Source organism: Nocardia sp. CA-151230 (assembly GCF_050942175.1).
Classification (GTDB): domain Bacteria; phylum Actinomycetota; class Actinomycetes; order Mycobacteriales; family Mycobacteriaceae; genus Nocardia.
The window spans coordinates 9,076,854-9,101,414 of the sequence record NZ_CP192061.1 but is presented as its reverse complement, the minus strand read 5'-3'; the positions used below and the strand labels follow the sequence as shown (position 1 = coordinate 9,101,414).

The window sequence follows — 24,561 nt, the reverse complement described above, 5'->3', positions numbered from 1 at the left end:
TCACACGCAGATTGCGGGCACACTTCACCCGCACAGGTCCCAACCCCGCGTCCATTACTACAGCGATCCGTCCGGCAAGCCAATTGGCTTCTGCCAGTTATGCATACCGACTAACCGGTGTGCGCTGCGTCACGGGTCTGCGGGTTGGTTACTCGACCGGCGCGAATCCGCCGATGGCATCGGCGATTCCCCGAAAGTGACACCGGCGCGGCCGCTTTCGGCGTGCTCACTTCCCGAAACGTGCTTGTGATCGAAATCACCGAGTTCCCTTCAGAACCCGGCGACATCGAACGTGATGGCGCTGCGCGGCCCGACCGTGATGGTGTGCGGCACCGACATCGGCGCGGGCCCACGCGCGAACCGTGGCGACAACCGCAGCCGCACATCGGTCAATACAGTAGCCAGCACAATGCGAAGTTCGTAATCGGCCAGCGTCGCACCGACACAACGCCGGTGCCCGCCGCCGAACGGGGCGAACTCGAACGGGCTGTAGCGGCGCTCCAGAAACCGCTCGGGCCGGAACCGCCGCGGCTGCGGCCACACCGCGGGATCGGTGTGCAGCAGGTGCACCGAGATCCCCATGGTGTCCCCCGCCGACAGCCGCACCCCGCGCAGCATGAAATCACCGGTGAGCCTGCGCAATACGATCGGCACCGGCGGATGCAGCCGCAGCGTCTCCTGGCAGACCGCGTCCAGGTGGGGCAGCGCCATCAGTTCGGCCGGGCCGGGATCGCTTCCGGCGGCTGCCAGTTCGGCGCGCAGCCGGGCCAGCGCCTCCGGTTCCCGGTGCAGCCGGTACAGCGCCCACACCAGCGCGGTCGCCGTGGTCTCGTGCCCCGCCACCAGCAGGGTGCGCAATTGCTCGCGCAGGTCGGTGTCGGTGATGGCGCTGCCGTCCGCGTAGCGGGTGTCCAGCATGAGCGCCAGCAGATCCGCCCCGCCGCCCCCGTCCGCGCGCCGCCGCGCCACCTCGGCGTCGATGAGTTCGTCGAGCCGATCCCGCGCCGTGCTGAACCGCTCCCAGCCGGACAGCCCGAACAGCTTGCGCCGCAGTGCCGGAAGCATGAACAGCGTGCTGCCGAAGGACTCCAGGAATTCCTTGGTGACGGTGGTGTATTCGGCTCGGCGCTCCGCATCGTCGATGCCGAACACCGCCGCCAGGATGACCCGCAGCGTCAGTGCCCGCGCCGCCGCGCGGGCATCGATCCGGGTGCCGGGCCGCCACGGGTCCCCGGTGCGCTCCCCGCTCAGCTCGGCCCGGGCCGCCTCGCGAATGGTGTTGCCGTAGGCGCTGATTCGATTGCGGTGCAATGCCGGCGCGAGCAACGCCCGCTCGCGCCGGTGCCGGTCGTCGCGGGCCAGGATGAGCGAGGCCGCGCCCACCATGGGCTCGATGGGATTGGGCAGTGGCGGTTCGAGCAGGTCCACCGGGGCCCGGAACAATTCGCGCGCGCCCTCGGGAGTGCCGGTGAAGAGCACTGGTCCCAGCGCCGGTATCCGCACCCGGAAGGGGTCACCGTCACGTCCGCGCCGCCAGGAGAGATAACGCTCCAGGATGTCGGTGCTCATGGCTTCCTATACGAAATGCCGGACCGCCTCGGTTCGATCTTCCCGGTGCCCGTGGTGTATGCATGGGCACAGAAGTCAAATCTGTTTGTTTCGAAATATAGGACTCGCCCGTGTTGCGTCAGCAGCTTTCCGCCCGGATCGCCATGCCCGCGATCTCCGCCGCCGCCCTGCTGCTCGCCGGCTGCGGGACCACCGTTTCCGGCCATCCCCAGGCCGCCCCCGGCGACCTCGTGATCCCCACCAAGGCCCCCGGCACCACCCCCGGCAAACCCTCCGGCAAGCCCGGTTCGGGTGCGCCCACCACCACCCCGCGCGCCGACCGCGGCGGCAACACCGACTTCCAGGCCACGATCGGCGACTGCGTGAAGCTCGGTGGCACCACCGACAACGCCAGCATCCAGAAGGCGAGCTGCGGCAGCCAGGACTCCAACTACAAGGTGACCGGCAAGGCCCCGCGCAATGCCCAGTGCGGCAAGGATTCCGACCAGGTCTACTACGAAACCCTCAATGGTGTGGAGACCGGCGCCCTCTGCCTGACCATCGACTGGGTGGTCGGCGACTGTATGGACGTCGGCAACGACGCGGCCCACCGCATCCCCTGTACCGCCACCACGGCCACCGAGGGTGTGAAGGTGGTGTCGATCGTGCAGCACAGCAGCAGCGTCGACGACTGTCCCGACGGCGACCAGGGCTACGTCTACGACGAACGCAATTTCGTCGTCTGCGTCAACACCCTCAAATAGCAACCGGGGCGGTGATTCCCTGATCACCGCCCCGGTCAGCATCGTTCGTGGATCAGATCACCGTATAGCCGGAGCCGACGCTGCCCCGGCCGTTGAGGTCGGCCATGATCGAGCTCATGTTCGTGCCGACCTCGGGGCCGAAGCAGGCCACCGCCAGGTAGGCGTTCACCATGCCGACGAGGGTGGTGCCGACGACGACCGGCGCGCCGGAATCGCCCTCCACCACACACATCTGACTCCAGGTCTCGACGTTGGTGTCGAAGACGTCGCCCCAGGAGATGCCGCAGGTATTACCGGTGGTGCGGCCCTCCTTGCAGACGATCATGGGGAATCCGGCCGGGCCGCCGATCCCGGTGATGGTGACATTGCCGATGCGGTTGACCGGGATGACGCGTTCCGGATCGAACTGGATGACGGCGTAGTCGAGATCGTGGTTGGAGTAGACGAACTGACCGATCTGTCCTGCGGCGCGATCCTTTTCGGCCCATACCCGGGACCCGGCGTCGCCGCAGTGCCCGGCGGTCAGGCCGACCAGCCGTCCGGCGCCGTCGTGACCGATGGTGGTCACCGTGCACTCGTACTGATCATCGATGATGATCCCGGAGCCGCCACCGATGACGGCGGGCGCGGCATCGGCGTGAGCAGCTCCGATTCCGAAGAGCGCGGTGCTCAGGGCGATGGCGAATGCGCCGGTCGCTCCGGCGAGTTTCTTGATCATGTCCCTCCAGACGTCGGAAGCCGCACGAATCTGAACCTGCGGTTACACATCCTGTCAGTATTCGAGCCCGGTTGCCTGTTGTACTGCCACATGTTGCCTAGCCGTGTCCTGCCGGGGTTCGTGGCCGATACCTAGTTGGATGTGGATTACGGAACAATACGCAATAGCTATCGAATTCCGATAAATTCGTTCCTACAAATTGTTACCCGGTCGATGTCCACATACATCGGTGGATAGTTCGAAACTAGAACAAGTTCTAGATCTCTGCCAGGTTTTTTGCCCCGTAAACCGACCCTGATGTGGCTGTTCACAGCAATACATCGAAAGTGATCCGTCTCTATGACCGGAACCACAATCGGTGGTGTGTTTTTCCTAACTCCGTAGTAGGGTGCGTCCAGCAACAGTCGCCGGAGACGGGTAACTCCGGCGTCGAGAGGGGTAGTCAGTGCAGTTGACCAAGAGCCCGGGGGACCAGGAAAGCCCACCGTCACCATCACGGATGAATGTGGCCGTGGATTGGGCCAAGGCGTACTGGCAGGATCATCCGAAACGGTCACTGGAAACCGGCGGCCGGATGATGTCGATGGGTGTCGCCGCGGTCGCCGAGCTTTTCATCGCGATCTTCCGCCGGCGCTTCCCCTACCGTGAGTTCATCCGGCAGTGCGCGTTCATGGCGAATGTTGCCGCGGCGCCCACCCTGCTGGTCGCCATTCCGATCGCCGTCATCGTCTCGATCCAGGTCGGATCGGTGGCCGGGCAGGTCGGCGCAACGTCCTTCATCGGCGCGGCCAACGGCCTGGGCATCATTCAGCAGGGCGCGCCGCTGGTCACCGCGCTCATGATCTCCGGCGCTGTCGGTTCCGCCATCTGTGCCGACCTCGGCTCCCGCACCATCCGCGAGGAGATCGACGCCATGAAGGTCATGGGCGTCGATCCCATGCGGCGGCTGGTCGCCCCGCGTCTCGGCGCGGCCATGCTGGTTTCGGTATTGCTGTGCGGTTTCGTGGTTTTCGTCGGCTTCCTGACCGGCTACATGTTCAACATCTTCGTCCAGAACGGCACCCCGGGCTCCTACATCAGTACGTTCTCGTCGTTCGCGATCACGGCGGATCTGGCTGTGGCCCTGCTGAAGTCGCTCATCTACGGCCTGTTCGCGGCCGTCATCGCCTGCGACTCGGGGCTCAACGCCAAGGGCGGTCCCGGTGGCGTGGCGAACGCGGTGAACACCGCCGTGGTCATGTCCGCGGTCATGCTCTTCGGCGTCAACCTGATGATGACGCAGCTGTACAACACCCTTTTCCCCCCGCAGGTGGTCTGAGTCGTGTCAGCTACGTACGTACCGCCGCTGCTGCGGCCGTTCCAGCGGATCAAGGGCGCGGCCAGTTCGCCGCGTGACTGGCTGGCGCGCATCGGCCACCAGGTGTTCTTCTTCCTGCGCTCGGTCGGCTCCATGCCGCTCGCGTTCAAGCAGTACCCCAAAGAGGTGTGGCGGCTGCTGTCCGACGTCACCTGGGGCAACGGCAATCTCATCGTTGGTGGCGGCACCATCGGCGTGGTGCTGATCCTGTCGGCGTTCGGCGGCATGACCGTCGCTATCCAGGGCTACACCTCGCTGAACCTGCTCGGCCTGAGCCCGCTCACCGGCGCCATCTCGGCCTTCGCCACCACGCGTGAGCTCGGGCCCATGCTGGCCACGGTCGCCTTCGCGGCGCAGGCGGGCTGCCGGTTCACCGCGCAGCTGGGCGCCATGCGGATCTCCGAGGAGATCGACGCGCTGGAATCGGTTGCCATCCGGCCGCTTCCGTATCTGGTCAGCACCCGCATGATCGCGGCCATGATCGCCATCGTGCCGCTGTACTGTGTGGCCCTGCCGCTGGCCTACATCTCCTGCTCGCTGACCGTGTCCCTGGTGGGCGGCACCGCGACAGGCACCTTCCAGCACTACTTCTATCAGTTCCTGGTGCCGCACGATGTGCTGTACTCACTGCTGAAGGCGATCCTCTTCGTCGCGATCACCACGTTCATCCAGTGCTACTACGGGTTTTTCGCCTCCGGCGGCCCGGAAGGCGTGGGTGTGGCGGCCGGTCGCGCGATCAAGCTGTGCATCATCGCGGTCGTCTTCGCCGACCTGTTCATGACGTTGGCGATCTGGGGCGTGAACCCCGGCATCCGGATCTCGGGATAGGGGGCGCACACGATGATCATCGATCCGAGCGGGCGCGGACCGACGATGCGGCAGCTGCTCATCGCCGGTGCCTGCGGCCTCACCGTCATCGCCGTCGTGCTGGGCTTCCTGTTCGCCCGGTACCGCGGATACTTCGTCGAAAAGGTCAATGTCACAGCGAATCTGACCACCACCGGTGACGGCCTGCCGGCCAATGCCGACGTGAAGTTCCGCGGCGTGCTGGTCGGCGCGGTCAAGGACGTGTCGGTCGCGGCCAAGGGGACGAAGCAGGAGGTGCACATCGAGATGAAGCCGGAGTACGCCGGCGGCGTCCCGGCCAATGTCACCGCGCGCGTCGTGCCCTCCAACCTGTTCGCCGTCACCTCGGTCGAACTCGTCTACAACGGACCGGATTCCACGCATCTGAAGGAGGGTTCGCAGATCGCGGAGGACACCTCCAAGGGCACCATCGCCCTGCAGGACACCCTCACCACGGTCCGTAATATTCTGAGCAAGATCGATCCGGTGCAGCTGGGCCGCGTGCTGGGCACGCTGTCCTACGCGCTGGACGGCAGCAGCCGCATGCCCGGCTCCACCATCGAGCGCGTCGACCGCTGGCTCGAGGGCGTGCGCGGGGCGGTGCCGAATGTCGGTGGCTTCCTCGACGACTTCTCCTCCTCCTTCCATGCGCTCAACCAGTCCGCGCCGGAACTGATGGGCGTGCTGTCGGATTCGGTGAAGACCGCGCAGACCATCTCCGACCGCCGGGCCGAGCTCACCGCGCTCATCTCCGGCAGCGAGAACACCATCGACAAGGTGAACGGTCTGTTCGCCCGCAACCCCAATGTCGGAAAGGATCTGACCACGGGGACCAGCGCCATGTTCGGCGCGCTGTCGGACAACCCGGACGCCATTCCGCAGGCCATCGCGAACCTGAACGATTCGGTGCGCAAGCTGAGTTCGACGTTCCACTGGGGTCCGCAGAACCAGATGATCTGGAACATGGGCATCACCTTCACGCCCTACAAGCCCTACACCCGCGACGACTGCCCACGCTACGGCGACCTGGCCGCTCCGAGCTGCGGCACCGCGCCCCTCACCTCGGATCCGGGCACGCTGCCGGAAGCCATGCGCCCCAGGGCCATCGACGCGGCCAAGGACCTGCCGGTCACCGCGCCGCCGCCGGGCTTCCCGCTGATCCCGGGTCTCACCACCACCGGCACCCCCACCGACGCGCCGAGCGACGGCGCCGCGAAGCCGGGCAACGACCCGCTCGCGGGCACGCCGCTGCAGGGGCTGTTCCCGAATCTGGCTCCGGCCGCTCCGGCTCCGGCCGCTCCGGCGAGCCAGCCGGGTTCGGTGCCCACCGGTGGGAACATCGCCCTGGCCGGTGACGACGCCATCACCGCCCTGCTGGGCCGGCGTCCGACCGCGGCCGAGTACCTGCTGTTGAGCCCGATCCTGAAGGGTGCGACCTTGCAACTGAGTCAGAGCGAGGCCGGCCGATGAGCGTTCGTAAGCCGCTGATCGGTTTCGGCATCTTCGCGATCGTGTCCATCCTGGTGACCGCCGTCATCTGGAATACGCTCGCGCGCACCGTGAAAGGCGATACCAACAGCTATACCGCGACCTTCAGCGATGTCCTGGGCCTGCGTGCGGGCGATGACGTCCGGATGGCCGGTGTGCGGGTCGGCAAGGTCGAGAAGATCGAGCTGGACAAGAAGAACCAGGCCGTGGTGACCTTCATCGTGCAGCGCGACCAGACGCTGTACGGGGACACCAAGGCGCTGGTCCGGTACCAGAACCTGATCGGGCAGCGGTATGTCGCGCTGAACCCGCCCGCCGCGGGCAAGCCGCACACCGGCGACCATGTCGTGCTGAAGAACAACGGCGTTATCCCGCTCGAGCGGACCGAGCCGTCGTTCGATATCTCGGCGCTGCTCAACGGTTTCCAGCCGCTGTTCCAGGTGCTGCAGCCCGAGCAGGTGAACAACCTGTCCAACACCTTCATCCAGGCGCTGCAGGGTGACAATGTGTCGCTGAGCGCGTTCATCACCCAGGCCGCTTCGGTGGCCACGGACTTCGAACGCCGAGACGGCATCCTCTCCGACGTGATCACCAACCTGTCCGGCGTGATGTCGGGGCTGGCCAAGCGGGGCGACGAGCTGGAGACGCTGGTCACCCAGACCCGCGCCCTGATCGGCGGCCTCTACGCGCAGGGCCAGTCGCTGCAGGCGTCGACGGTCCAGATCGCCGATGCCACAACGGCTCTGGTGGGGATGTTCGGTTCCATCCAGCCCAAGCTGGTGCTGGCGCAGAACGCCACCCACGATGCGCTGGCGATGCTGCTGTCCAATGGCGCCAAGCTCGACCAGGCGGCGGTGGACCTGCCCGGCATCCTCTCCAACGTCGGCAAGTTCACTCAGAACGGCGCCTACGCCAATGCCTATGTGTGCAGCTTGGACGTCTCGCTGTACGGCATCCTCTTCCCGCGCGGTCTGTTCTCGCAGATCGGCGGCAACTCCCACTCGGCGGTGTGCCGGCCATGATCTCGAAACTCAAGAACCGCTTCGGTACCAATCGCAATTTCTGGCTCGGCGTCCTCGGCGTGGCGGTCATCGTCGCGCTGCTGCTGGGCTCGACCCTCTACAAGACCGTGGGTGTCGGCACGCAGAGCGTCAAGGCCGAGTTCGTGCAGACCGCCGGCGTCAAGGTCGGTGACAAGGTGAATGTCTCCGGTGTCCCCGTCGGCACCATCTCGGGCGCCGAGCTCGAGGGTGACCACGTACTGCTCACTCTGAATGTCGACAAGGACGTGAAGCTGGGCCCGGATGCCAAGGCGTCGATCAAGATGGCGACCCTGCTGGGTGCACGCTACGTCGACCTGATGCCCGGTGACGGCTCCGGGTTGAAGGGCAACCGGATTCCCAAGTCCAACACCGTGGTTCCCTACAACCTGGCCGACGTGGTGCAGGAGGGCACGCCCAAGTTCGAGGAGCTCGACACGAAGAAGCTGGCGGATTCGCTGAATCTGATCAACCAGCAGATGGGCGACACCCCGCAGATGACGGTGCAGGCGCTCGATGCCATCGGCGCGCTGGCCAAGACCATGAACAACCGCAAGGATCAGGTCGACCAGCTGCTCAAGGATCTGGACAAGGTCACGAAGATCCTCGGTGACAACCGCAACAGCGTGCTGCTGGTCATCACCCAGGGCCAGGCCATCGCCGACCGGGTGATGCAGCGTCAAAACCTGTTGAAGACATTGCTGGACAACATCGCCACGCTCACCGGGCAGCTGCAGCAGATCGGCGCGGACAACGACAACAAGTTCGGCCCGACCCTGCAGCAGCTCAACACCATGGCCGACGGTCTGCAGAAGAACAAGGACAACCTGGATCGGCTGCTGTCGATCATGCCGCCGGCCATCCGGCAGTTCAACAATGCCTTCGGCAACGGCAACTACGGTGAGGTCGCGCTGCCGTGGCTGTTCCCGGACAACTGGTTGTGCTTCGCGCAGGTGAACGAGGGGTGCCACCAATGACATCGAGCTTCAAGGCAGCGACATCGACCGGCGCGGAACAGAGACAGCGCCTGCTCGGCCGAATCGCCAAGGCGGCCATGATCGGCGCCGCGGCGTGGGCCGTGGGCTCCTGCTCCATCGTGCCGCTCGGGGTGAAGGACGCCGCGGGGCAGACCCAGCACTTCACCGCGGACTTCCTCAATATCGCGGGCATGTTCGAGGGCAACCCGATCACCGTGCTCGGGCTCGAGGTGGGCCGGGTCGACAAGATCATTCCGAAGGGTCAGTACGTCGAGGTCCACATGACCGTGGACAAGGGCGTCAAGATCCCGAAGAACGTTCAGGCGGCACTGGTTTCGCCGTCCATCGTGACCGACCGGCACATCGAGCTCACCCCGCGCTACACCGGCGGTGACACCCTGGCCGACGGTTCGCACCTGACCACCCAGCAGACCAAGACCCCGGTCGAGCTGGACACCATGATCAAGACCATCGACAGCTTCGCCGCCGCGCTCAAGCCCGAGCCGGGGCAGGAAGGCATCGGCCCGCTCTCGGGTCGCGTGCTGTACCCGATGATGAACGGCAACGGCGAGAAGATGCGCGATGTGCTCAACGCGCTCTCCGGCGCACTGAAGACCGGCGTCGACAACAAGGACGCCATCTCCACCATCATCATCAAGCTCAACGAGCTGACCACCATGCTGGCCGAGAATGACGACTCGGTGCGCGGATTCAGCAACAAGATCACCCAGATGACCGGTCTGCTGGCCGATCAGGCCCCCGGTCTGCAGGGCACGCTGGATCAGCTGAATGCCTTCCTGGCCAACACCAGTGGTGCCTTCTCGCAGTACTCCGATCAGCTCAACGGCACCCTCACCGGGCTCACCAACGTCACCAACCAGCTGCGCGCCAATGCGGCCGGCGTGACCGAGGTGGTCGACGTGGCCCCGCTGCTCATGCAGAACCTGGACCGCTCGGTCAACCGGCAGGGCAACTTCATTCGCCTGCACGGCCTGATCGGAACCGCGCTCTCCGGTGAGATCGTGAGCCTGTTCTGTGAACGCATCCAGATGAGATCGGATGGCTGCCGCACCGGGAAAATGGAGGACTTCGGACCCGACTTCGGTCTGATGGCGGCGATGCTGGGGATGACCAAATGAGTAATCGCTTCTGGAAGGATCTGCGCGCGGGCCGCTCGGCTCGGCGGGCGGTCGTCGCCATCGCGGTCTCCGCGACGGCCGTCGTCGCCTCCGGCTGCGGCATCACGGTGGAGAGCCTGCCGCTGCCCAAACCCGGTCCGGGTGCGAACACCTACACCATTCACGCGACCTTCGACAATGCGCTGAACCTGCCCGACCAGGCCAAGGTCAAGGTCGGCGGCTCCGACGTCGGCGTGGTCACCAAGATCACGACCAAGGACTTCAAGGCCAATGTGGACCTGGCCATCCGCCAGGACATCGAGCTGCCGGCCGGCAGCACCGCGGAACTGCGCCAGGCCACCCCGCTCGGCGACGTCTTCGTGGCGGTGTCCATCCCCAAGGCGGAGCCCGGCATGCAGCTGCTGAAGAACGGTGACCGGCTCACCAACACCTCGGCCGGCGCGACCGTCGAAGAGCTGCTGATGTCGGTCTCGTTGCTGTTCAACGGCGGTGGCATCGCCAGCCTGTCCAAGCTGACCTCGGAGCTGGACTCGATCGTCGGCGGACGCGGCGACCAGGTGGGTCATGTCATCACTCAGTTGACCAGCGTGATGACCAGCCTCAACAACAACAGCTCGCGCGTCGACAATGTGCTGGCCGGATTCAGTGCGCTGGCCAACACCATCGAGGCCAACCACCAGCAGCTGGGCCAGGTGGCCGACAGCCTGCCGGGCATGATCGGCGCCATCGCCGAGAACAACCAGGCCCTCGGTGATCTGCTCACCAAGATCTCGACAACCAGTGCGGCACTGGGCGATTACGCCAACACCACCTCGGACTCGCTCAGCAGCCTGCTCGACAATGTGAACCAGCTGATGAGCGCGCTGTCGCGGACCGATCAGACCCTCGGTCCCGCCCTGGACGCCCTGCACGACATCCGGCCCAAGGCCGACGCCTCGTTCAAGGGCGACACCCTGGCCGTGGCCGCGACCCTTTCCATGCTCGACATCGGCCTGCTCACCGATCCGGCCAACAGCAAATTCCCGGACCTCAAGGACCTCAACGACTTCGGGGGCAGCCTGATCCAGGTGCTGCAGATCATCTACGGCCGGATCAACGGGGGACACCGATGAATTGGGTATCGCGACACAAGAACCTGGTGTCCAATTCCGCGCTGGTGCTGATCCTGCTGGTGGGCGCGTCCTACCTGCTGATCAGCGTGATGCGGGTGAATCCGCTGCGCGAAACCTACACGGTGACGGTCAATCTGGACCGATCCGGCGGGCTGCAGAGCGGCAATGACGTGACCCTGCGCGGCTACCGTGTCGGCAAGGTCCTGGATATCACGCTCATCGACAACGGCGCGGCCATCGCGGCCACCGCCGAGATCGACAAGAAGTACTCGATCCCGGCCGACACCCAGGTGTCGGTGGGCGCGCTGTCGGGCGCCGGCGAGCAGTACATCGACTTCCGCCCGAACACCGATCAGGGCCCGTTCCTGCGCAGCGGTTCGGTGATCCAGTTCGACGCCAACAAGGTCAAGACCCCCACCCCCGTGTGGTCTGTGCTCGACAATGCCAGCGCGCTCATCGCCCAGGTGGATCCGGACAAATTCAGCGTCATCCTGGCCGAGCTGGACACCGCCCTCTCCGGCGGCCCGGACCAGCTGCGCTCGCTCGTCGACGGCATCAGCCTGGCCACCAACGGCCTGGACAACCTGCTCCCCCAGACCACCAACCTGATCAAGAACCTCCAGGTCATTTCCGGTACTACGTCGCTGGCGCAGCCGGATCTGGGTACGCTGACCCGTAATTCGAGTGTGTTGTTCAATCAGTTCAACGACGCGAATGCCGAACTCCAGAAGATCCTGGAGCAGGCGCCCGGCCAGATGCAGGCCCTCGGCGCGGTGCTGGACAAGACCGCCGACCCGATGACCAGCCTGGCCACCAACTTCGCGGCCATCACCAAGGCCGCGCAGCTGCGCACCCCGGCGCTGCGGGCACTGTTCCCGTCGCTGGTGGTCGGCACCTCCGCCATGGGCGTGCCGGCGCACGACGGTGAGTTCTACACCATCGTCGACATCTGGCCGCGGTCCTTCTGCGACTACGTCACCAAGAAGGTGAACCCCGCCGTAGCGACCGAGAACACCTTCCCGAAATGGGCGAGCTACTGCCAGAACCCACCCCAGGACCAGCAGATTCGCGGCTCGGGCAACGCACCGCGACCGGACGTGCCCAACAATGGCGCGCTCCCGCCCGCGGGATCGGATCCGAACGAGCGGACTCTGCCGCCGGTCAAGTGAGTGCCGCCCGCCGCTCTCAGGAGCAGCGGGCATACTCGCTGACGAAACCTAGACGGTGCGTCCGCAGCGCACCGGGAAAGTGATCGAATAGATGTCGGACGACGCTGCCCAGGACAAGACAACCGAAGACGATTCCATCGCCGAGGCCGATGCCCAGAGCAGCGCCGAACAGGGCGCCGAGAAGCCGGAGCTGACGAAGGACGCCGAGGCGGCCCAGCCCGAGCCGGAAGCGAAGGCCGAGCCGGAAGCGAAGGCGGCCGAGTCCGAAGCGGATTCGGCCGCACCGGCCGCCAAGCCGGAACCGGCGGCCGCCGCGCCGAAGGCGAAGTCCGAGTCCGCGCTGGCCTCCAAGGTCGCGGTGCCGATGGTCGCGCTCATCGCGCTCGGCGTGCTGCTGGTCGCCTCGCTCGCGGGTCTGGGCGCGTTCTGGTGGCAATCGCACACCAAGAGCAACGAACTCGCCGACCGCGACTCCGCCGCCAAGGCCGCCTGCGATTTCGCGCGCGCGGTCTCGGTCTACGACCAGTCCTCGTGGAACGATTTCGGCCCGCGCGTGCAGGCGCTCATCACCGGTGAGTTCAAGCAGATGTTCGACCCGATGGCCGGTGACGTGAAGGACATCCTGTCCAGCGCGCATGCCAAGTCCTCGCTGAACGTGCTGCGCTGTGGCTGGGAGTCCGGCGATGCCGACAAGGCCTCGGTCCTGGTGAGCCTGACCCAGACCTCCACCAACGACTTCCACGCCAAGCCGATCGTGCTCACCATCCCGACCTATGTCGAGATGGAGAAGCACGACGGCAAGTGGCTGGTGTCGAAGTTCCAGCCGGTCTACGCCGGTGACGAGAACCCGCTGTTCCCGGGCGGAACCGGCGGCAGCGACCAGCAGGGCGCCCAGCCCTCGGGTCAGCCCGCCCCGTCCGGCCAGCCCGCGCCCGCCACCACCGCGGCGCCCAAGCCGGCTAACTGATCGGGATATCCCGAGCACGAAAAAGGGCCCGCCTCCGGTATTCCGGGAGGCGGGCCCTTTTCATGTCTTCGCAGGTGAGAGGGTCCGAGCGGGGGGTGTTCAGAACAATGTGAGTGCCTCGGCGGCAGCCGCTTTGGCGGCCGTCGCCCGGCGGCGCGGGGTCGCCGCCGCGGAATGCGTGGTGGCGCCGACCTTCTCGGCCTGTTCCGGCTCGGCTCGTTCCAACCCGGCGGGTGTGGTCACCGGGAGCGGCTCGGTCTTGGGCTCCACGATCGGGATCGGCGCAGTGGGCGGGTCGAAGGGCACCGGTTCGTCGCCGTCGGGATCGGTGGCGACACCGGTGGCGGCCACCTTCCGCGCGGCCTGGCCGGCCAGCGCGTCCGCCTGCTCGTTGAAGTAGTTGCCGACGTGCCCGCGCACCCAGCGGAACCGGACCGGTCCGGGCCGGGTGGCGATGGCGCGGTCGATCTGCTGGATCAACTCGAGATTCTTGACCGCGCCGCCGGTGGAGGTCTTCCAGCCATTGGTGCGCCAGCCATGGATCCACTCGGAGGCGCACTTGATGGCATAGAGCGAATCGCTCTCGATGAGCAGGGGTTCGGCGTCCGGATGGGCCCGGACGGCCTCGAGGAGGGCGCGTAGCTCCGCGATTTGATTGGTGCCCGAGGGCGCACCACCGCTGGCCGAGCCGCCCGCATGATTGACCCAGGCCCAGCCGATCGCGCCGCCCGGGTTGCGCAGGCATGATCCGTCGGTGCTCACGATGATCATGCGGCCTACCCTACGCGATCCGGCCGACAAGATCCGTGCCGTGGAATTCCTCTATCTCCCTACGCAATTGCGATTCGGTCCGGCGGACGGTGGCCTGCACCATCGCGGCCAGCATCTTCGACAGCAACTTGCCGGTGAGACCGCGCGGGGCCCAGTACTCGGTTTCCGAGGTCAGCACCGCGCGGCCGTACCCGAGGGGGTCGAAACGCAGGGTGATGACACAGAAGTTGGAGCACGCCGACGCCGGCTTCCCCTTCCGGCGTCGGCGGAGCGTGTACTCGATGACCGCGTTGCGGCGGTAGTCGGTGATCTCACACTCGATCGTGGGATGCCACAGGCCGACTCGGAGGGTTGCGGCGAAGACGGCTCCGGCACCATGATCGGAATCCCCGATCGGTTCGAGGGCGACCACGCCGAAGGCCCAGTCCGGCACGAACTGATGGTTGTCCGTGTATGTGAACGCGACTTCCACCGGTGCGCCGACATCACTCGCGTACTTGAAATGGCCCATAGGCTGCTCCCTGTCCCACGGCTGCCTTAAAAGTACTACAGCAATCCTATTTATTGAGCGAACTCGTCCAATCGGTCCGTTATGTACTCGGCGATGGGCAGGGCGGAGGTGGCCGCCGGGGAGGGAGCATTGAGCACGTGAACCGATCGCGGCGTGTGCTCGAGCAGGAAATCGTGGGCCAGCGCGCCGTCGCGCAGTACCGCCTGGGCGCGGATGCCCGCCTCTCGTGGCAATAGATCGGCGACGGTCAGCTCGGGGCAGTAGCGACGGCATTCGGCCAGGTAGCCGTGTTTGAACAGGGAGTTGCGCATTTCCCGCAGCCCGGTCCGGACATTGGCGGCGGCCACCCGGTGAAAACCGCGATAGCCCAGGATCTCCCGGGCGTCGCGGAGGTTCACGCTGCCCTTGGGGTAGCCCTCGCGAGCCAGGCCCAGCACCGCATTGGGCCCGACGGTCAGCGCACCGTCGATGGTCGGGCTGAGATGGACGCCCAGGAATGGCAGTTCGGGATCGGGAATCGGATAGATCAGGGTGCTCACCAGATCGTTGCGCTCGGGCGGCAGCTGGTAGTACTCGCCGCGGAAGGGCACGATGCGCAGATCGATGTCCAGGCCCGCCAGCCGGGCCATCCGGTCCGCCTGCAGGCCCGCGCACACCACCAGCCGCCGGGCCTGCCAGGTGCCGACCGGGCCGGAAACGGTTACCGCTGAGTCGGTTTCGGTGATGGCGGTGACCTCCGCGCCGAGCACGATCTCACCACCGGCCGTGCGCACCTCCTGCGCCAGCGCACGGGTCACCCGGCCGTAGTCGATGATGCCGGTGCTCGCGACGAACAGCGCCCCGACCCCGGTGATGCGCGGCTCCCGCCGCACCAGCTCGGCGGCGTCGAGCAGTTCCACCTCGACGCCATTGGCGACGGACCGCTCGTAGAGCGCGAGCATGCGCGCGTGCTCGGCGGCATCGGTGGCCACCAGCAGTTTTCCGCAGACCCGGAACGGAATGTCGTGCGCCGCGGCGAATTCCTTGGTGAGCTGCGCGCCGCGTACGCACAGCCGCGCCTTCAGGCTGCCGGGCTCGTAGTAGATGCCCGAGTGGATGACCCCGCTGTTGTGCCCGGTCTGGTGCAGGCCCAGCTGCCCGGCCTTCTCCAGCAGCAGCAGACTCGCCCCCGGATGGCGCTCGAGCATGCGATGCGCGGTCGCCACCCCGACGATGCCGCCGCCGATCACGCAGTAGTCGTACACACCGGAAGTCTCACACAGCGACGGTGGCCGAGTCTTCCCCTGCCGTGCGGCCGTCCGTCTCGTGCGTGTCTGTCGTGTCGGGCGCGGGAGTGTCGGCCGGGACCGGATGGCGGGCGATCTGCAGGTCGTAGTTGCCGATCGCGGGGTCCGACAGGGTCAGCGTCACATCGCCGCGGCTGTCCACATCGGTGCGCAGCCGGGTGGTGGCGTTCGGATCGCCGCTGATGCCCAGCTGGTGCCCCAGCGGCGTGTTCCTCAGGATATCGGCGAACGTGGCGAAGACATTGGTGTCGACGGTGAGCGTCGCCGTGTGCTGGGCCGCGGCCACCTGCGCGCCCACGTAGGCGGTGCCGAGCCGGAACTGACCACCCAGCGGGCGGGGCGCCTCGGACGCGGTGGCGGCGCCGGTGCCCGGGGTGCGGGCCGGAATCACCTGCACGAACGCGGGTTCCATGCCTCGGTTGGTGAAAAGCGAAGTCAGGGATACCTTCTCGGCGATCGGCTCGGCGGACTGGACGCCCGGCTGATCGGCTCCGCGCGGACCGAGCTCGATGAGCGCCGGATGGTTGCCCGGCGCGCCCGTGGCGAGCCTGCCCGGCTGCTGGGCCATTTCATTGGCGATGTACGAACCGGCGGCGACGGTCAGCCCGATGCTGGCCATGCTGGCGGTGACAATGGCGCTGTAGCGGAACACCTGGGCCGTACGCCGGGTCGACCGGGCGGCCTGTGTCGCGAGTTCGTGCGACATGACTGGTGCGTCCTTTCCCTCTCCCCTGGCCCCCTGCGCCCGTCCGTCCCCTTGTGTATGGACGGCGCGACGACCCGCACCATTGAAAGTCGTACGCGCGTCCAGGTTACGGTGGCGGCGGGTAGCACACGCTCCCGGTGAGACCAGTATCACATCGGGGAAAGGTTGGGCATCAACAGGTTTTCCGCGCTGAAAGACTGGGTAAAAACCTGGTAGCGGCGAGCGCCAACTCGACTGCCATCGAAGAGACCTCCGGCCAATGGCGTCCGGTCGGCACCAGGCACGGCGCACCCAGGCTGGCGCTCGCTCGCTCCTCCTCGGGGAGCAGTGGTGATCCCAAGGGGCAAACCCTTGGAAGCCCGTTCCGCCGAGAACGAAGCCCCTGTGGGAATTGGGGATTTCTGGTCGGAGGCCGGGATAGGCGGCGGGTCAGTCGAACTGACCCGCCGTTCGGCCGCTTCCGGGGGGACCGGCGAAAGCCTGTGCCAGGCCCAGCCATTCACGGGCGTCGGCGCCGATCACGTCCAGACCGAGATCGTCGAGATGCCGCCGCTGGGTGACCAGCTGGCAGAAGTCCAGGGCGGGACCGCTGACTCGCTGCGCGGCCTCGGCCGGGCCCCAGGTCCAGGTGCTGCCGTCGGGCGCGGTCAGTTCGATCCGGAATTCCTCGCCGGGCGCGGTCTTGCCATGCGTCAGGTAGGCGAAGTTGCGGGTCCGCACGCCGATGTGCGCGATATGCCGCAGGCGTGCCGTGGGTTCGCGGGTGACGCCGAGCGTGTCGGCCACGTCGTGCCCGTGCGCCCAGGTCTCCATCAGGCGGGCGGTGACCATGGAGGCCGGGCTCATGGGCGGCCCGAACCACGGCAGCTTGGTGCCCGCCGGAACCGTGCGCAGCGCCTCGACCAGGGCCGCGCGATCCTGCCGCCAGGTCGCGAGCAGTTGTGGCGCAGGGGTTTTCGCGCCCTCCTCGGCGGCCTCGTCGACGAAGGTGAGCGCCTTGGGCAGCGCCGCCTGCACCAGCTTGTCGAACTCGACCGGGTCGGTCGCGGACACCGTGGCGACCTGATCGGTCCAGTTCAGGTGGGCGATCTGATGGGCGATGGTCCAGCCGGCGGCGGGGGTGTCGCGCTGCCAGCCGTCCGGATCCAGGTCCGCGATCAGCCTATCGAGATCGGCGCATTCGGCGGTGAAGTCGGCGAGCAATGCCTCGAGGTCGGCCACCGGGCCAGCATCGCAGCCCCGCGCGAAAAATGCAAGCATGCGTGCTTGATTTTTGGCGGTCCCCGTTCCTGCCTGAAAAAGTGCCTTCTACCAGCCGAAAAGGATCAGATGCACGGCCCCGACCACCAGGCCCAGCACCGCGCCGTGCAGGTACAGCAGCCACGCGTCCTGCTCGACCGAGGCGTAGAACATCTCCATGAACTCGCCGGGCGTGAGCTGCTGCAGCTTGCGGGCCGCGAACTCGTCGATCTTCTTGGCCTGGGCGGCCGCGAATTCCGGATCGTCGGCCAGGCTCGGGGCCAGGCCCACCGCGGCGGAGGTCGCGCCGACCGTCAGATTGTCGAACTGCCGCTTGCCGAAGACCGTCCGCACCACCGAGTGGGTGGGCCCGAGCTGGCGGTGGATCTCCTGCGAGATGAGCCGTTCCAGCAGCTGCCGGGTCTTGTCGCCGTTCGGGCCGTCGAGCAGTTCGCGAGCCAGGTTGGGCAGCGTCAGCACCTGGTAGGCGAGGATATTGGCGAGATCGGCCGCGGCCTCGGGCTGTCGCTTGGCCAGCAGCGCCTGCTTCCACAGGTACCTGTAGCGCGGCTGCGGGTCGCCCGGTTCGAACACCATCTTGATGGCGATGACATTGACGGCCACACCGATGGCCGCGGTCGCGGCCAGGATGATCAACCACGGCGGAATCCAGCCCAGCACCGGAATGCTCTGGTGCACATGCATGTACAGCGCCAGCAGCAGACCGAAGGGCGCGCCCAGCAGGCCGATGCGGACCATGAACTTCAGTTCCGGCGCGGCGATGGTGGTGGTCAGGTCCTTGAGGATCTCCGGGTTGTCCCGCAGATACCGGATGACGAAGTCCTTGATGTCGATGAGCTGGTCGACATTGTCGCCGAGCTGTTCGAAGGCGCGCCGGGCCAGCGTCGGCAGTTCGCGTTCGATGCGCTGGTAGAGCACATTGCGCACCGACTTGGGCACCGCGCCCCACAGGTCCGGGTTCTCCTTGCTCATGATCTCGTCGACCATCTCCGGTACCTGTTTGCGGCCCACCTCGGCGATGTGGTCGGCGATGCCCTCGAGGTCGAGTTCGCGAATGAAGTCCTTGGGACTGCCGATTCGCATGATGGCCACGTCCACGCAGATGCTGGCCATCTTCTCGGCGCGCGCCGGGATGAAACCCTGGAAGCCGAGCCGCTTTCCGTCGCCGGAGAAGGTGGGCAGCACCTGCACGCGGCGTGGAAGGTAGGGGTAGAGGATCTCCAGGCCGGGCACTCGGAAGCCCTGGAAGTAGACCGGCCAGAACAACATCAGCACGCCGGTCCAGTTGGTCAGCCAGCCGGCGATGGCGCTGAAGATCGGGAAGCTGATCAGATCGACGACGAGTTTGGGCTGGCCGGTCAGCTGTTCCCAGTCGAGGAACAGACCCGAGGCCAGTGTCGTCATAGCAGCGTCCCCCTGTGGCCTAGCTGATGGTGAGAAAACGGACTCCCAACACTCTCATCGGTCCGAGGCGCTGTCAAAAGGTCCTGGCCTGGAAGAACGCGTCGTGTCGTGGGGCTGTCGGCAAGGTCATGTCGACGTGGTCTGCGGCGGATTCCGGAAGTGGGAATACTGGTCAATCGACCAGCAGATACAGGCAGGAGATCACCATGTCCGTCGACCGTCGTGGGTTCTTGGCCGGGACGGCCGCCACTGCCGCCGGCGTCGCCGCGCTCGCGGCCACCGGTGCGCCCGCCCGCGCCGAGAATGCCCCGGCCACCGGCAAATTCCCGCTCCCAGAGGCCGACCGCCTGCGTATTCTCGTCACCGGCGACGCGGGCACCGGCGCGCGGCCGCAGTGGCAGGTCGCCGACGCCATGCGGGAACTGCATGCGCGCGAGCCGTTCTCCCTCGCCCTCGGCCTCGGCGACAATGTCTACGAGCAGGGCCCATGGTCCGATGACGACGCCCAGTTCGCCGCCAAGTTCGAGGACCCCAACCACGACCTCGACTTCCCATGGCTCATGGTGCAGGGCAATCACGACAACTCCTCGATCCTGCCCGGCGACGGCGGCTGGCTGCTGCGTGGCGATCACGAGGTGGCCTATCACGCGCGCTCGGCTCGCTGGTTCATGCCCTCCCGCTATTACTCGGTGCGGATTCCGCAGGAGCAGCCGGTCGTCGAATTCTTCGTGCTGGACCTCAATCCCATCGCCGCCTACCTGCCACCGCTCTTCCAGCCCTACTGGGCGGCCGACGGCCAGTTCATGACCGAGCAGGCCGCCTGGCTGGACCGGGCCATCGACGAGTCGCCGGCGAAGTGGAAGATCGCCTGCACCCACCACCCGTACCTCAACAACGGGCCGCACGGAAACGCCGGGGAATACGAGGGATTGAGCATCGAGCCGATCGACGGCCGCTATGTGAGGGACTTCTTCGAGGCGCACGTGCTGGGCCGGTGCCAGTTCCTGCTGTCGGGTCACGACCACTCGCTGCAGGTGCTGGAACCCAATGCGGCTGCCAAGGGCACCCGGCAGATCATCTCCGGTGCGGCCGCGAAATCGGTGCACGGCGAACCGTCCACGGGCGGCGAGCACACCGCCAACGGCGCGCTGTACGAGAACTACACCGACCTCGGCTTCATGGTCCTGGACCTGACCCCCACGTCCGCCGACCTGGGGGTCTACACGGTCGATCTCTCGAACGGCCGGTCCGCCAACGTCTTCCAGCGTCGGCTCGCGTAAGCGAACCGTGCCGGGTGTGTGAGCGGCCTAGGGCTTCAGGACGATCCGAATCGGGTTGCCTTCCTTGGATTCCAGGGAGTGCACGGCCTTGGCGGCATCGGCCAGCGGGACCACGGCACTCACGGAGCGGGAGAAGTCGACCCGGTGCAGCCCTTGCAGTTTCACCAGCTGGGTGACGTGCTCGGGCATGGACCCGTAGTGCCCGCGCACCTGCTGCTGGAAGAAGCTGAACGCGGTACCGCCGGTGATGGTGATCGGCTTGTCGGTGAGGCCGACCAGCACCAGGCGGCCCTGCGGCGCCAGGCAGACCACCGCCTGCTCGCGCACCGGCGCCACGCCCGCGAAGTCGAAGGCGGCGTTCAGTCCGGTGCCGGTGGCCTCGAACACCTTGCGCCGCAGGTCCGGATCGGCCGGATCGAAGGCCAGATCCGCCCCGAAGGACAGCGCCCGCTCCCGGGCGGCGGGCAGCGGATCCACCGCGATGATCGGCGCGGCGCCGACCATGCGCAGCAGCTGCACCCCGTGCGCGCCCAGCCCGCCGACACCCCAGACGCCCACGGCCTCACCGGGTTTCACCTCGGCGGTGGCGGTGATGGCCGCCCACGGCGTGGACACCGCGTCGGGAATGAAACAGGCCTGCTCGAACGGCAGCTCGTCCGGAATCGGCACCAGGGTGTCGACCCGCGCCAGGGTGTATTCGGCCCAGCCGCCGTCGTAGTCCACGCCGCGGGTGAAGGTGGCCCCGTTGCGGAGCTCCCCGGCCTGCAGCAATACGCGATCCCCGACCTTCGCGGTGGTCACTCCCGGCCCGAGCGTGTGCACGGTCCCCGCGACCTCGTGCCCGAGCGTCACCGCATCGTCGCGCAGGAACAGGGGCGTCAGCGTGCCGTCGATGAGGTGTACGTCGGAGAGGCACACTCCCGCGGCCTCCACCTTGACCAGCACATGGTCCGGGCCCGGCTCCGGAATCGGCACCTCCTCGAGCTCCAGTCGGCGGTTCGGCCCCAGGTGTAGTCGTGCGGCCAGCATGGTCATCGATGACTCCTCGCGGTATCCGATTCGGGCGGCCCCTCCCCGGCGCCATGGTAGGCCGCACCCGCGCCTACCCGGGTGTTTTGCCCCGAACCGCCGAGTCGGTGTGGTGCTCAGTGCACGCTGTCGGCGGGCAGGTGGGCGGTGAGGAATTCGGTGATGATGGCGGTGACGTCGGGGGCGCGTTCGAGCATGGGGACGTGGCCGCAGCCGTCGAGGTATTCGGCGCGGTCGGGGCGCAGCCGCGCGGTGACACCGCGCCCGGCCGCCGCTGACAGCACACGGTTCTGGTTGCCCCAGATGACGCAGATCGGTGGCAAGCCGTCGCGATCGGGCCAATCGTCGAGTGCCGCAAAGGAGGACAGGTCGCGGACCAGGTAGATCAGTGCCCGCGCCGGGAAGCCGGACGACAGGGGCGCCACATACGGGCATTCGCGGTAGGCGCGCCGGGTGGTGAACCAGGATCGGGCGGTGCGGCGGGCGACCCAGCGCGGGGTGTGCCAGTGGCTCAGCTTGCGGGCCGTGTCGTCCGGCAGAGCTCGGACCAGGCGTGCGGCCTGCCGCCAATCACCGTGCATGGCAGTGGATTCGGTGAGCGGGTTGATCGCCACCACTGCCCGGATCAGCTCGGGATGACGCCGGGCGAGCGTCAGGCCGACGGCCGAACCGACGCAGTTGCCGACCAGTCCGACCTCGGTGAGCTCGTGGTGTTCGATGAACGCGCGGATCAGCTCGGTGTAGCGCTCGAGCGTGTACCCGTCGGCGGGCCGGGAGGAGGCGCCGTAGCCGGGCAGATCGACCGCGTAGACCCGGTATGCACGGGACAGCGCCGCGATCTGGGGCGTCCAGATGAGATGGGAGGACCCCGCGCTGTGCAGCATCAGCACCGGCGGACCGGACTCCCCCTGCCGCACATACGCCATCCGGGTGCCGTCGAATGTGAAGTCTTCCATGACACTCCAACACCTTCGTTGCCAGTGTTGGATTCATGGTCCCGCAAACCGGTTCAGTGCGAGCCGATTTCGGTGAGCCCGCGGTCGAGGAAGCGGATCATCCACTCGAAACTGTCCTCGGAGTCATTGCTCCACTGGAAGCCGTCGGACGCCTGCAGGGTGGCGAAGCCGTGGAAGAGGCAGCGCAGCGTGCGCTGGGCGTGCACCATCTCCTGTTCGCCGACCCCGTAGCCGCGCAGCACCGCCGCCATGGATTCCAGCACCCGTGAACCCGACTGCAGCAGTGGATCTTCCGGCCCTTTGAAAGTGGCGCCGACGGTCGCGGTGTACCGGCCCGGATGCTCGACCACATAGTCGCGGAACGCATTCGCGAAGGCGGCCAGGGCCGCACTGCCGGAGAGCCCGTGCATGGCGTCGCGGACCCGCTGGTCGACTTCGGCCATGGCGAGTGCGGCGATGCCGTGCTGCAGGTCGGCCAGGCTCTCGATGTGCTTGTACAGCGAGGGGGTTCGCACCCCGAGCCGCTGCGCGAGGGCCCCGAGTGCCAGATTGCCGAAGCCGACCTCGTCGGCGAGGGCGGCACCCGCGGCGACGACGTCGGTCCGGCTCAAGCCCACCCTAGGCATGATGTTCCTTCAGGAACGGCAGGATCAGCTCGGCCACCCGGTCGGCGGCCTCGAACTGCGGGTAGTGGCCGGTACCCTCGACCAGGCCCAGGCTGCCCAGTCCGGCCGGCAGGGCGGCGACGATGCGCTGGCCTTCGGCCTCGGGGCTCGGGAAGTCCGGGTCGGCGGTGCCCATGATGATGAGCGCGGGCTGGGTCACGTTGGGCACCTGGGCTTCCGCGTCCGCGGGGGTCGACTGCCCGGTCTTCATGAATTCGGCGAACCGGCCCGGCTCGCGCAGCTTGGCCGCGACCTCGGCGAGGTACTCGTCGAGATCGGCGGGCTTGGTCGGGATGGCCACCTTCAGGTACTTCAGCCACTGGCCGAGGCTCTTGAACATCATGGTGCCCATCAGCGGGATCATGCCGCTGCGGTGGCGGGAGTTGGTGAAAAGCGCTGCGACGTCGGCCTTCTGGGTCAGCGTGAACGGGTTGATCTCGACAATGGCCCGCACCAGGTCCGGCCGCTGCGCTGCCGCGATGGTGGCCGACCCGCCCGAGAGCGAGTGGCCCACCACGATGGCCGGTCCGCCGCCCAGCTTCTCGATGACCGCCAGCAGATCATTGGCGACATCGGTGCGGCTGATGGCCTCCTTGCCGGTGACCGATGCCCAGCCCATGCTCGACTCGCCGTGGCCGCGCATATCGGTGTTGACGACCCGGTACCCGGCCGCCGCCAGCAGCGGCACCAGGTGCCGATAGGCGTTGCGATCGACCCCCATGCCGTGCGACAGCACGACCAGCGGACCCTCACCCATCTCGTCGTAAGCGATCCGGCCACCGTCGATGTCCACGTACTGCGTCATGGTCTTTCACTCTCTGGGAGTAGCTAACTGCGATAGCTATAAAGCTAATCACTTTAGCCTGATCCGTCAACCGCTATCCGGAAAATAGGTCCGACCGGCGTCGCGCACCGGGTGCTAGCGTTCGGCGGAGGTCCGCAGGTTGGCCAGCCAGGCCTCCAGTCCGGCGCCCAGGAACTGGGTCGAGGTCGGCACGTCCGTCTCGACCTGGGCCCCGTTCCAGTTCTCCTCGGTGCGTACCAGCACGCCGCCGTCGACCGGGGTGAAGGTCCAGACGTGAATGCCGCCGTCGATGCCCATCCCGTCACCGACCGCCGGCCCGCTCCAGCGGATGCACCGGCCGGCCTGCATCTGCTGGACCGTTGAGGTGATGGTCAGTGTGGTCGCGGGGGTGGTGGCGGTGGCGGGAGCCGGTGTGGTCCAACGGAATTGCGAACCCGGCTGCATCGGTCCCGAATCCAGGCGCTGCATGCTGGTCACGGGCTGCTGCCAGGACGGCCACCCCTCGACGTCGGTCTCCAGATTCCAGATGGTGTCCAGTGGCGCTTCGATGAGCGCCTCGGTCCGGTAGTGGATCGGCGCGGCGGTATCGATGCCCTGCCCCGCGCAGGTCAGGGGCGATGGATCCGCCGAAGGGCCATCCGCGAGCGCGGGCGCCGCTGTGGCGCAACCGATTCCGGCGGTGAGGGCGATCCCGAGCAGGGCGGATTTGCGGCTGACGTTCATGGTTCTGCTCCTCTGCGTCTCCGCGGCTGTTAGTTCCTAT

The 24,561-nt window shown here is 66.9% G+C and carries 23 protein-coding genes and 1 pseudogene; 11 read left to right on the top strand and 13 right to left on the bottom strand.

What is annotated here, in order from left to right:
- Positions 1–270: 270 nt before the first annotated feature.
- Positions 271–1,569: a cytochrome P450 gene (locus tag ACQP1O_RS42535; RefSeq protein WP_433563868.1), complete on the bottom strand. Its 1,299-nt coding sequence runs from the start codon at positions 1,567–1,569 to the stop codon at positions 271–273.
- A 143-nt stretch (positions 1,570–1,712) separates the two neighbouring features.
- On the opposite strand from ACQP1O_RS42535, the gene lppU reads away from it, so the two are divergent.
- On the top strand, positions 1,713–2,312 hold the full coding sequence (gene lppU, locus ACQP1O_RS42530) for an LppU family putative lipoprotein (protein ID WP_433567994.1): 600 nt from the start codon (positions 1,713–1,715) through the stop codon (positions 2,310–2,312).
- A gap of 52 nt (positions 2,313–2,364) precedes the next feature.
- On the opposite strand, the gene ACQP1O_RS42525 is transcribed toward lppU, so the two are convergent.
- Positions 2,365–3,030, bottom strand: coding sequence for a serine protease (locus tag ACQP1O_RS42525; RefSeq protein ID WP_433563867.1), 666 nt, complete (start codon positions 3,028–3,030; stop codon positions 2,365–2,367).
- Between the two features lie 499 nt (positions 3,031–3,529).
- Between ACQP1O_RS42525 and ACQP1O_RS42520 the strand changes: the two genes are divergently transcribed.
- The 9 genes from ACQP1O_RS42520 to ACQP1O_RS42480 all read left to right on the top strand — a co-directional run bounded on the left by ACQP1O_RS42520 (position 3,530) and on the right by ACQP1O_RS42480 (position 13,125).
- Complete coding sequence (locus ACQP1O_RS42520; RefSeq protein WP_364609113.1) at positions 3,530–4,348, top strand: MlaE family ABC transporter permease; 819 nt, start codon at positions 3,530–3,532, stop codon at positions 4,346–4,348.
- A 3-nt stretch (positions 4,349–4,351) separates the two neighbouring features.
- Positions 4,352–5,215 carry an ABC transporter permease gene (locus tag ACQP1O_RS42515; protein WP_433563866.1) on the top strand — a complete coding sequence of 288 codons (864 nt, stop codon included), beginning with the start codon at positions 4,352–4,354 and terminating at the stop codon, positions 5,213–5,215.
- 12 nt (positions 5,216–5,227) lie between these two features.
- Complete coding sequence (locus tag ACQP1O_RS42510; RefSeq protein ID WP_433563865.1) at positions 5,228–6,703, top strand: MlaD family protein; 1,476 nt, start codon at positions 5,228–5,230, stop codon at positions 6,701–6,703.
- Entirely contained in the window at positions 6,700–7,743 is a 1,044-nt protein-coding gene (locus ACQP1O_RS42505; RefSeq protein ID WP_433563864.1) for an MCE family protein, read from the top strand. Before ACQP1O_RS42510 ends, ACQP1O_RS42505 begins: the two co-directional genes overlap by 4 nt.
- Entirely contained in the window at positions 7,740–8,738 is a 999-nt protein-coding gene (locus ACQP1O_RS42500; RefSeq protein WP_433563863.1) for an MCE family protein, read from the top strand. Before ACQP1O_RS42505 ends, ACQP1O_RS42500 begins: the two co-directional genes overlap by 4 nt.
- A gap of 77 nt (positions 8,739–8,815) precedes the next feature.
- Positions 8,816–9,877, top strand: coding sequence for an MCE family protein (locus ACQP1O_RS42495; RefSeq protein ID WP_433567993.1), 1,062 nt, complete (start codon positions 8,816–8,818; stop codon positions 9,875–9,877).
- Complete coding sequence (locus ACQP1O_RS42490) at positions 9,874–10,989, top strand: MCE family protein (RefSeq protein ID WP_433563862.1); 1,116 nt, start codon at positions 9,874–9,876, stop codon at positions 10,987–10,989. The genes ACQP1O_RS42495 and ACQP1O_RS42490 overlap by 4 nt, the downstream gene beginning before the upstream one ends.
- Entirely contained in the window at positions 10,986–12,158 is a 1,173-nt protein-coding gene (locus ACQP1O_RS42485) for an MlaD family protein (protein ID WP_433563861.1), read from the top strand. The genes ACQP1O_RS42490 and ACQP1O_RS42485 overlap by 4 nt, the downstream gene beginning before the upstream one ends.
- 91 nt (positions 12,159–12,249) lie before the next feature.
- Positions 12,250–13,125: a hypothetical protein gene (locus ACQP1O_RS42480; RefSeq protein WP_433563860.1), complete on the top strand. Its 876-nt coding sequence runs from the start codon at positions 12,250–12,252 to the stop codon at positions 13,123–13,125.
- A gap of 273 nt (positions 13,126–13,398) precedes the next feature.
- On the opposite strand, the pseudogene ACQP1O_RS42475 reads toward ACQP1O_RS42480, so the two are convergent.
- The 6 genes and pseudogenes from ACQP1O_RS42475 to ACQP1O_RS42450 all read right to left on the bottom strand — a co-directional run.
- Positions 13,399–13,896, bottom strand: a pseudogene (locus ACQP1O_RS42475) (ribonuclease H family protein); the annotation flags it as partial.
- Between the two features lie 10 nt (positions 13,897–13,906).
- On the bottom strand, positions 13,907–14,407 hold the full coding sequence (locus ACQP1O_RS42470; RefSeq protein WP_433563859.1) for an SRPBCC family protein: 501 nt from the start codon (positions 14,405–14,407) through the stop codon (positions 13,907–13,909).
- A 50-nt stretch (positions 14,408–14,457) separates the two neighbouring features.
- Positions 14,458–15,651: an L-2-hydroxyglutarate oxidase gene (gene lhgO, locus ACQP1O_RS42465; protein WP_433563858.1), complete on the bottom strand. Its 1,194-nt coding sequence runs from the start codon at positions 15,649–15,651 to the stop codon at positions 14,458–14,460.
- 10 nt (positions 15,652–15,661) lie between these two features.
- Complete coding sequence (locus ACQP1O_RS42460; RefSeq protein ID WP_433563857.1) at positions 15,662–16,399, bottom strand: hypothetical protein; 738 nt, start codon at positions 16,397–16,399, stop codon at positions 15,662–15,664.
- A 429-nt stretch (positions 16,400–16,828) separates the two neighbouring features.
- Complete coding sequence (locus ACQP1O_RS42455) at positions 16,829–17,620, bottom strand: TIGR03084 family metal-binding protein (RefSeq protein WP_433563856.1); 792 nt, start codon at positions 17,618–17,620, stop codon at positions 16,829–16,831.
- Positions 17,621–17,707: 87 nt separating this feature from the next.
- Positions 17,708–19,063: a hypothetical protein gene (locus ACQP1O_RS42450; protein ID WP_433563855.1), complete on the bottom strand. Its 1,356-nt coding sequence runs from the start codon at positions 19,061–19,063 to the stop codon at positions 17,708–17,710.
- Positions 19,064–19,269: 206 nt separating this feature from the next.
- Between ACQP1O_RS42450 and ACQP1O_RS42445 the strand changes: the two genes are divergently transcribed.
- Positions 19,270–20,343, top strand: coding sequence for a metallophosphoesterase (locus ACQP1O_RS42445; protein WP_433563854.1), 1,074 nt, complete (start codon positions 19,270–19,272; stop codon positions 20,341–20,343).
- Positions 20,344–20,370: 27 nt separating this feature from the next.
- On the opposite strand, the gene ACQP1O_RS42440 is transcribed toward ACQP1O_RS42445, so the two are convergent.
- The 5 genes from ACQP1O_RS42440 to ACQP1O_RS42420 form a co-directional block, all read right to left on the bottom strand.
- On the bottom strand, positions 20,371–21,378 hold the full coding sequence (locus ACQP1O_RS42440) for a zinc-binding dehydrogenase (protein ID WP_433563853.1): 1,008 nt from the start codon (positions 21,376–21,378) through the stop codon (positions 20,371–20,373).
- 110 nt (positions 21,379–21,488) lie between these two features.
- Complete coding sequence (locus ACQP1O_RS42435) at positions 21,489–22,328, bottom strand: alpha/beta fold hydrolase (RefSeq protein WP_433563852.1); 840 nt, start codon at positions 22,326–22,328, stop codon at positions 21,489–21,491.
- 53 nt (positions 22,329–22,381) lie between these two features.
- Positions 22,382–22,954: a TetR/AcrR family transcriptional regulator gene (locus tag ACQP1O_RS42430; protein ID WP_433563851.1), complete on the bottom strand. Its 573-nt coding sequence runs from the start codon at positions 22,952–22,954 to the stop codon at positions 22,382–22,384.
- Complete coding sequence (locus ACQP1O_RS42425; RefSeq protein ID WP_433563850.1) at positions 22,947–23,798, bottom strand: alpha/beta fold hydrolase; 852 nt, start codon at positions 23,796–23,798, stop codon at positions 22,947–22,949. Before ACQP1O_RS42425 ends, ACQP1O_RS42430 begins: the two co-directional genes overlap by 8 nt.
- A gap of 114 nt (positions 23,799–23,912) precedes the next feature.
- Positions 23,913–24,521, bottom strand: coding sequence for an SRPBCC family protein (locus ACQP1O_RS42420; RefSeq protein WP_433563849.1), 609 nt, complete (start codon positions 24,519–24,521; stop codon positions 23,913–23,915).
- Between the last annotated feature and the right edge of the window lie 40 nt (positions 24,522–24,561).